Below are 8,414 nucleotides of genomic sequence, written 5' to 3'. Positions count from 1 at the left end.
CGGCTCGTGTGGATCTTCTCCTGACTGAGTTCGACCTGTTCGTCCGAACTCGTACGCCCGCGCTGCTGCGCTCCGCCTACCTGCTGACCGGCGACCAGCATCTGGCCGAGGACCTCGTCCAGTCCGCGCTGGCTCGTACGCACCGTGCCTGGAATCGGTTGCACGAGACCGGCAACGCGGAGGCGTACACCCGGAAGGTCATGTACCACCTGCAGGTCTCCTGGTGGCGGCGCCGCCGGGTGGCCGAGTCGATGCCGGGCGACGTGCCCGAGCCGCGCGGAGGCGACTCGGCCCCCGACCACGCCCAGCAGACCACGCTCCGGCTGACCCTCCGGGCCGCGCTGGCCCGGCTCTCTCCCAAACAGCGGGCCGTGCTGGTTCTGCGGTTCTTCGAGGACCGCACCGAGACCGAGGCCGCCGACCTGCTCGGTGTGACAGTCGGCACCGTCAAGAGCCAGACCTCGAAGGCGCTGGCGAAGCTGCGCAGCGTGGCACCGGAGCTCGCCGAGCTGTACGTCACGGAAGGAACCGCCCGATGAACCAGGACCGACTGCGTTTCGACCTGGCCGATCTGGCCGAGGAGGTCACCCCGGTCGACCTGCGGGACCGGGCACTGCGTACCTCGCGGCGGCTCGGCCTCCAGCGGGCGGCCGCCACTTCTGCCGCCGTGCTGGTGGTGCTGGCCGCCGCGACCGGAACGGCACTGGCGATCCGGCCGAACAGCCAGACGCCCGTGCCGGCCGGGCCGTCGGTCACAGTCACCGCCCCGCCGGTCGAGCCCACCCCGACCCCGTCCGCCGAGCCGTCGAGCACGCCGTCGACCAGTCCCAGCGAAACCACAGGCGGGGGGCCGAACGGTGACGCGACCTTCGGGCGGCTCGTCTACGGCCCGTCCGACCTGGCGAACGCCCCGTCCCCGACGAGCACCGTCCGGCTTCAGTCCTGGCGTCCGGGCGACGACCCGGTCCGCCTGCTCGGTCTCCCGTACGGGCCGGCGCAGGTAAACGTCTCGGTGTCACCCGACGGACAGAGGGTCGCCTGGGTCGAGACGACCGGTGCGGTGTGGGTGTCGGCCATCGACGGCTCGGGGCGGCGCAAGCTCCGGGACGGCGTCGACGACGTCTGCTGGTCACCCGTCTGGCTGCCGAACTCGCAACAGCTCGTCGTGCGTCTGAACGCTGGCGGCGACGACCCGGCCACCGGCGTGCTCGACGTCTCCTCCGGGAAGTTCACCAGGGTGACCGGCCTCGACGGCTGTCACGCCGTGTTCGCGGCGGACGGGACGCTGGCGTTCGCCGACGGCTCCGACGGCACGATCGTCCTCACCGACCGGAACGGCAGGGCGCGCCGGACGGTGCCGGGCCTGGGCACCAAGGGCAGCCGGTACGTCTCCTTCGACCTGTCCAGTCTCTCCCCGGACGGCCGGCGGGTCGCGCTCCTGCGGATCGACCGGAACGGCACGTACGGGGACGCGGCACGGGAGCTACTGGTCAACGCCGTGCTCGACACCCGGACCGGCGCGGAGGTGTCGCTGCCGCTGGAGGGACGTCAACTGCGGCAGGTCTTCTTCCAGCCGGACGGGTCGATGGTGGTCCGGGTGCGCAGCGGTGACCGCTACACGGTGGTCCTGGTGGATGCGAACGGCAAGAAGATCACGGAGCGGGCGGAGCCCTCGGCGCTGCGGGACATGCAGATCATCACCGCAGGACCGTGATCGCCGCGTCCGCCGTGACCTGCTTCCACGGCACCAGCACCACTGTGCCGTCGCGCTCCAGCACCTTCGCGTCGCTGCCCTCGGTGCCGGCCGACAGCGGCGCCTCGGCCACCACGCTCACCGTCCCGGTGGCGGGGTCGATCCGGACCAGCCGTGGGGCGAGATCCCGCCGGTCGCCCACCTCCCACGCCAGCACGCCCTGCCCGTCGAGGCGGACGAGTTCCACCTCGCTGTCGGTGTGCCCGGCCGACACCCAGCGCCGCTTCCCGGTGGCCAGGTCGATCGCCACCACCTGGTTGGCCTGGCGCATCTTGTCGCCCACCGGAGAGGGCTCGGTCGGCAGGTAGAGCGTGTCCGCGTCGGCCAGGTACGGCCGGACCGCCGGCCCGCTCACCGTGTTGGAACGGTTGACCGGCAGGTCGCTGAACCGCGTACCGTCGACGGGATTGCCGAACGCGGCCCGCTCCTTGCCGGTGGCGTCGCGCGCGACGAACGTCTCGGTGTTCAGGCCGGGCCGGCTGACCAGCGGGTCGACGCTGAGCACCCCGTCGCTCTGCTGCGCGGCGGGCAGGTCCTGCTTCCAGCGCGGCTTGCCGGTGGCCGGGTCCAGGCCGAGCAGCGCGCCCCGGTCGCCGTCGCAGAGCGTGGTGACGACGGCCTGGTCCCCGGCGGCCTGCGCGTCGGTCAGGCGGCAGTCGCGGCCGGGCAGCAGCCGGTCGGCGTCGGTCTGCCACAGCCGCCTGCCGTCGGCCAGCGAGTAGCCGAGGACGTTCCCGCCGCTGCGGACGACCACCTGCCCGGCGGCCACCGACAGGTCGGGCGCGACGGTCTCGGACCGGCCCGTCCGGCGTTCCACAGGGAACGTCACCCGCCACGCCTGCGTGCCGGCGGCCGCGTCGAACCCGACGAGCGTGTCGCACGAGTCGGCCGTGCCGAGCGCCACCACACCCCGCCCGTCGGCGAGGGTCTGCGCGGCCGCGCACAGCGAGGCCCCCTGCGGCGCGGGCACGCCCCACGCCTGGCCGCCGTCGCCGAGCCGGTAGGCGATGATCCCGTCCGGCTGCGCCCGGACCACCGCGTCACCGGCCAGCCAGGCGCCGAACATGTCCTGCCCGTCGTACGTCTTCAGGCCGTTGCGCTGCAGCTCCGGGAAGTCGAGCACCCACGCGGCACGCAGCTTCCTCCCGCCGTCGTCACCGCCGCCGACCAGCCGGGACACGCCGTAGGCGGTGCCGGCCGCGACCGCGAGCACGGCCACCAGCCCACCGGCCACCAGCAACGCGACGCGCCCGCGCCGCTTCGGCGCCGCCGGCGGCGCACCGCCCGGACCCGGCCGGTCCACCGGTGGGTACGCGGGCGGCGGGTACTGCTGGTGCTGATACGTCATCGGTCGTCTCCCGTTTCCGTCAGCCCGCCAGTTCGCGGACGTAGTCGGCCCAGCCGGCCTGGAACTCGTCGAGCGACACGCCGAGCACGTCCCGGGCGGCGCGGTCGGTCGGGGCGCCGGCGTAGACGGCCTCGACGAAGCGGAACAGCTTCGGCTCACCGTGCTTCTCGGCGAGGTGCGTCATCGCGGTGTGCCCGAGCCAGTAGTGGAAGGTCAGCAGGCCGCTCTTCTGCCAGTCGGCGTTGCTGGGCAGCGTGCCGTTCCAGCCGTTCCCGCCGTCGCGGACCAGTTGCAGGGCGGGCGCGGTGCGCTCGCTGGCGGCCAGCGGGCGGCCGTGGAAGGCGATGTACTCGGCGAACCCCTCGACCACCCACTCGTCGAGCTTGCTGAACTCGTCCACGGCGGCCGGGTCGGTGCGGGGCGTCATCAGCGAGTGCGCGATCTCGTGCCGCAACACCATGTGGGCGTCGTTGTCGCCGCCGGAGCGGGTGAAGTAACGATCTCCGGTGTCCACCACGATGCGGGTGCCGCCGATCGTGTTCCTGCCGTCCTTGCGCTCGGCCGCGACCATGCCCACCGAGTAGCCCGCCTCGGTGGCCTTCTCGGTGCCGATCCGGTAGAGCGAGGTCATCTCGTCCTTGCCGGCGGCGAGCGTGACGACGAACTTGTCCGACACCGGCTCGGGCGGCGCGTTGGCCCGCCACACGGCCAGGTTGCTCGTCACCGCCTTGTCGACGGCCGGGGCGTACCGCCTCGCCACGGCCGCCCGGGCCGCATCGGTGATGATCAGGGCGTACGGGGTCCGCTCGACATGGATGTCCCGCCACTTGTCCCACGGCCCGGGGTAGTAGACGGTTTTCGAGTCGCCGTTGCCGCCGGCCGGCGCGCCGGTGACGGCGGTGACCTGGATCGGCGCGTCCTTGCCGGCGCGGACGATCGTCCAGCGGTACCACTCGGCGACCGGCGCCAGGTCGAAGCCGTCCAACTGGTGCACGAAGGAGACGTCGAGCTGGAACGTGACGCCCTGCCCGAAGGCGTCGCTGACGCGGCCCTGCTTCTCGATCGTCTCGTAGCGGGCCACCGACAGCGGCAGTTTGCCCAGGTTACGGAACAGCTGGGTCTGCCCGGCGATCAGTTCCTTGCGGGCCGGGTCGAACGCGGCCAGGTAGCCGTCCAGGTCCTTCGCCGCCAGCGCCTTGCTGTGCCGGTCGAGCAGGGCGGTCAGCTCGGCGTCGGTGACGGTGACACCGTTCGCGCCGGCTGCCGCCTTCGGCGCGGAGCCGTCCTCGTCGTCGCCGCGCAGGCCCAGCCCGACGCCGACCGCCGTGCCGGCGCAGACCGCCAGCGCGAGCGCGCCCGCCGCGAGCCCGATCCAGAGCCCACGGCGGGACTTCGGCGGCGGGGGCGGCGTACCCCACGGCACCGGCTGCGCGGGCGGCGGCGGTCCGCCGTACCGGGGGTCGGCGTTGCCGGGCGGTGGCCAACCTGCCGCCGGTGGGTGCCCCTGCGTCATGTGGTTCCTCGCTCGTGCCGGATGCGGGACCGGCCGGACGGTTTCGCGCGGCCGGATGACGGCAGCCATCATCCCCGGTCCGGACGACGGATTCTGCCCCGCCTGGACGGGTCGGGGCTTTTGTCCCCGGTGGTGGTTGTCGTGAACAGGACGTCGAGACATCCGCCACGTCCGGCGTCCAGGGCCAGCGGGAGCGGCCCGCGCGGTGACAGACTGTGCGACGCACTTCTGCCGGGACGTCTGAGGGAGGCACCGTGCGCTGGCGCAGCTACGTGGCGGTGGGCGACAGCTTCACCGAAGGCATGGACGACGCGTATCCGGACGGCAGCTACCGGGGCTGGGCCGATCTGGTCGCCACCCGTCTCGCCGTCGAGGCCGGGCCCGACTTCGGCTACGCCAACCTGGCCATCCGGGGCCGGCTGTTCCCGAACGTGGTGGCCGAGCAGGTGCCGTCCGCGCTGGCCATGAAGCCCGACCTGATCAGCTTCGCGGCCGGCGGCAACGACGTGCTGCGCCGCACCTTCGACCCGGACGCGTTCGTCCCCCGCTTCGACTCGGTCGTGCAGCGGCTGCGCTCCGGCGGCAGCGACGTGGTGCTGTTCCGGTTCGCCGACGTGATGTCCCGGCTGCCCGGCCAGCGGCTGATGGCCCCGCGCGTGACGCTGCTCAACCGGGTGGTCGGCGAGGTGGCCGAGCGGCACGGCGCGATCCTGGTCGACCTGTACTCCGACGACACCTACCTCAACCCGCTGCTCTGGAGCACCGACCGGATTCACCTGTCGGCGGCGGGCCACCGCCGGGTCGCCGCCCAGGTGCTCACCGCGCTCGGCGTCGGCTGCGACGAGGAGTGGCTGCTGGTCCCGCCGCACCCGGCGCCCAGCCCGTGGCTCGCCGCGCGCGCCGCCGACCTGCGCTGGGCCGGCAAGCACCTGGCGCCGTGGATCAGGCGCCGGCTGACCGGGCGGTCCTCCGGCGACTTCGTCACCGCCAAGCGGCCGGTGCTCGGGCCGGTCGAGCGCGACTGAGTGTGCGTACCGTCCACGCCGCCGACCTGCTGCGGCTGACAGCCGACGACCCGCCCCGAGCCGGGCTGGCCGTCGTGGTCGCCGGTGACCGGGTCGAGGCGATCGTGCCGACGGACGAGCTTCCCGGCGCGTACCCCGGGATGCGGGTGCGGCGGTGGGCCGGCACGCTCGGGCCGGCGCTCGTGCACGACGGTCCGCTGCCCCCGGCGCCCACGCCGCGCGAGCGGGTGCACGCGCTGTTCCGGCTCGGCGTCGCCGCGGTGGTCGAGGAGCACGTGGCCGACCCGGCGCTGCGGGCTGCCGCGGCCCGCAACGACGTGGCGGTGCTGCCCGGCGTGCGGCCGCCAGCACTGGTGACCGGCGGGCGGGCCGACCTCGCCGTGTTCGGCCCGGACGGCGCCTGCCTGGCCACAGTGGTCGCCGGCCGCCTGGTGCACCGCCGCGCCTGACCCCGCCGCACGGCTCGACCTTCACCGCCGTTCGTCCGATGTGTCCGGTTGCCCGCTTATCGGGATCGCCCGATGTCCGCCCCACTGGATAGCATCCGCTACCCCCGTCGATCGAGTACGGGGCGAAATCGGGGAAAGGTGGATGAGGGATGACCCTCATGCCTGACAGAAATCCACGTCGAACCGCCCGGCGAGGCGTGCTCGCCGCCGCGCTGTCGATGGTGGTCGCGGCCGGAACGGTGGCTGCCACCGCGGCGCCGGCAGCCGCGTACGACATCCGCTACGAGACGAACACCTCGTGGGCCTGGACCGACTCGCACTCGCCCACCACGGTCGACATCGACCGGTCCGGGGACGTGCCGGTCGGCACGTGGAAGGACGGGAAAGGCCGCCCGCACACGTCGCGCGCCTACTTCACGTTCGACATCTCCCGCTACCGGGGAGCGGACATCGAGTCCGCAGTCCTCGACGTGAAGGAGACGGCAGGCGGCGACTGCACCAGCCGTCCCGTGGTCGAGCTGCGGCGTACCGCCGCCTACACCGCCCGGTCGAGCTGGCGGAACCCCCCGGCCGACCTGGGGCTGGTCGACAGCCGCCAGCTCACCGACCAGACCGTCTGCCCGGCGCCCCGGGTGGAGTTCGACGCGGTCGACGGGCTGCGCCAGGCGCTCGCCGAGGGCCGGTCGACGCTGACTCTCTCGCTGCGGCTGCCCGCCGACGCCGAGCGGGACCCGGCACTGGCCCGGAAGTACGCCAGCAAGGTCGGCATCTCGATCGACTACAACTTCCGCCCCGGCGTGCCGACCGACCTGCGGAGCGAGACCGGCACGGCGTGCACCACCACCGAGCCGTACCAGGTGATCCGCTACCCCGTCCCCTCCGGAGTGGTGCACGACCGGGACCGCACCGACAGCGGCGGCACGGACCAGCTCACCGTCTCCTTCGCGGCCTGGCCGGTCGACCAGCCGGAGGCGCGGATCGAGCAGACCGACTACGCGCGCGACGGCGAGCGGGCCGTCGGCCGCTACGACACCATCTATCCGTCGCCGTTCGAGCACGACCGGACGTACGCCTGGCAGATGCGGGCGGCGGACAGCCGGGCCACCGGCGAGTGGAGCCCGGTCTGCTACTTCCGCCTCGACGTCCGGGGGCCGGCCACGCCGCCCGTCGTGACGTCGACCGACTTCCCCGACGACGACGGGTGGTACCCGGCTCTGCCCGGCGAGTTCACCTTCACCGCCAACGGCGCCGCCGACGTGGTGCGGTACGGCTACTCGCTGGACTCCGGCGTCGAGAAGACGATCGACGCGGACCGGACGGGCGGCACGGCCACCGTCACGCTCACCCCGGACAGCGGCCCGAACACCCTGCGGGTGTGGAGCCTCGACGCGGTCGGCAACCGCTCGGCGACCACCGAGTACACGTTCCGCGCCTCGGACGTGTCGCCGGTCGTGGAGGGACGGCTGAGTGAGATCGGGGTGCCTGCCACGTTCCAGCTGCGTCCGCAGATGGACGGCGTGGTGCGCTACCGCTACGCCCTCGACGGCGACCCCGAGCAGACGGTGGACGCGGCGGCGGACGGCTCCGCCGCGATCACCGTCACCGCGACCCGGGGCGGCTCCCGCACCCTCACCGTCACCAGCGTCACGGCCGACGGTGTGGAGGCCACCAGCAGCCGGCAGTTCAGCCTGCCGACCGCGCCGAAGGTCTCGGCCACCGTCTACCTGCCCATCCCCAGCGGTGGGCAGGGCATTCCGGGCGTCTTCACCTTCACCCCCCGCCTGCCCGGCACGGTCAGCTACCGCTACCAGTTCACCGGCGAGGAACAGCAGGTGGTGGCCGCGCAGGCCGACGGCACCGCGTCTGTCACCTGGGCGCCGACCGAGGCGGGCGTGGTCAACCTGGTCGTGCGCAGCGTGAGCGGGGACGGCACCGTGTCGGAGCCGGCGACCTTGTCCTTCCGGGTGCGGGACCTGCGCCCCGCCGTCACCGCCGACCCGTACCGGACGGACGTGCCCATGGGCGGTCCGGGCCAGCCGGGCGAGTTCCGGTTCACGTCGCAACTCACCACGACGGTGGCCTTCCTCTACCGGTTCGACGACGGCGTCGAGCAGCGTGTCGAGACCGGCAGCCGGGCGACGGTGAGCTGGACGCCCACCGAGGGCGGGACGCACACGCTCACTGTCGTCGGGGTCACCGCGGACGGCACCCGCTCGCCCGAGCAGGTCTGGACGTTCCTGGTGGCCGAGGGCTGAGCACCTGACCGCGCCGGCCCCACCACCTTTCCGAGGCGGTGGGGCCGGTGTCACATCCGTGGCCCGCGATC

At 73.4% G+C, this 8,414-nt stretch carries 7 protein-coding genes; 5 read left to right on the top strand and 2 right to left on the bottom strand.

Annotated elements, in window-relative coordinates; genetic code table 11:
* Positions 1-8: 8 nt before the first annotated feature.
* Positions 9-539 (top strand): SigE family RNA polymerase sigma factor, encoded by a 531-nt coding sequence (locus tag A8711_RS17015; protein ID WP_043327648.1) that lies wholly within the window; start codon positions 9-11, stop codon positions 537-539.
* Positions 536-1,714 (top strand): WD40 repeat domain-containing protein, encoded by a 1,179-nt coding sequence (locus A8711_RS17010; protein WP_064448012.1) that lies wholly within the window; start codon positions 536-538, stop codon positions 1,712-1,714. Before A8711_RS17015 ends, A8711_RS17010 begins: the two co-directional genes overlap by 4 nt.
* Here the strand turns inward: A8711_RS17010 and A8711_RS17005 are convergent.
* Entirely contained in the window at positions 1,698-3,101 is a 1,404-nt protein-coding gene (locus A8711_RS17005; RefSeq protein WP_069088786.1) for a PQQ-like beta-propeller repeat protein, read from the bottom strand. The two genes, A8711_RS17010 and A8711_RS17005, sit on opposite strands and share 17 nt — an antisense overlap.
* 19 nt (positions 3,102-3,120) lie before the next feature.
* Positions 3,121-4,614 carry a hypothetical protein gene (locus A8711_RS17000; RefSeq protein ID WP_069088785.1) on the bottom strand — a complete coding sequence of 498 codons (1,494 nt, stop codon included), beginning with the start codon at positions 4,612-4,614 and terminating at the stop codon, positions 3,121-3,123.
* Between the two features lie 254 nt (positions 4,615-4,868).
* On the opposite strand from A8711_RS17000, the gene A8711_RS16995 reads away from it, so the two are divergent.
* The 3 genes from A8711_RS16995 to A8711_RS16985 all read left to right on the top strand — a co-directional run bounded on the left by A8711_RS16995 (position 4,869) and on the right by A8711_RS16985 (position 8,343).
* A complete protein-coding gene (locus A8711_RS16995; RefSeq protein ID WP_043327644.1) occupies positions 4,869-5,639 on the top strand; it encodes an SGNH/GDSL hydrolase family protein in 771 nt (256 codons plus the stop codon).
* 2 nt (positions 5,640-5,641) lie between these two features.
* Positions 5,642-6,088, top strand: coding sequence for a hypothetical protein (locus A8711_RS16990; RefSeq protein ID WP_043327643.1), 447 nt, complete (start codon positions 5,642-5,644; stop codon positions 6,086-6,088).
* A 158-nt stretch (positions 6,089-6,246) separates the two neighbouring features.
* On the top strand, positions 6,247-8,343 hold the full coding sequence (locus A8711_RS16985) for a hypothetical protein (RefSeq protein WP_124779038.1): 2,097 nt from the start codon (positions 6,247-6,249) through the stop codon (positions 8,341-8,343).
* The last annotated feature ends 71 nt before the right edge of the window (positions 8,344-8,414 follow it).

This window comes from Micromonospora sp. II, from assembly GCF_001709195.1.
Taxonomy (GTDB): domain Bacteria; phylum Actinomycetota; class Actinomycetes; order Mycobacteriales; family Micromonosporaceae; genus Micromonospora; species Micromonospora chalcea.
The sequence above is the reverse complement of the archived record's forward strand: the minus strand, read 5'-3'. Positions and strand labels throughout refer to the sequence as shown.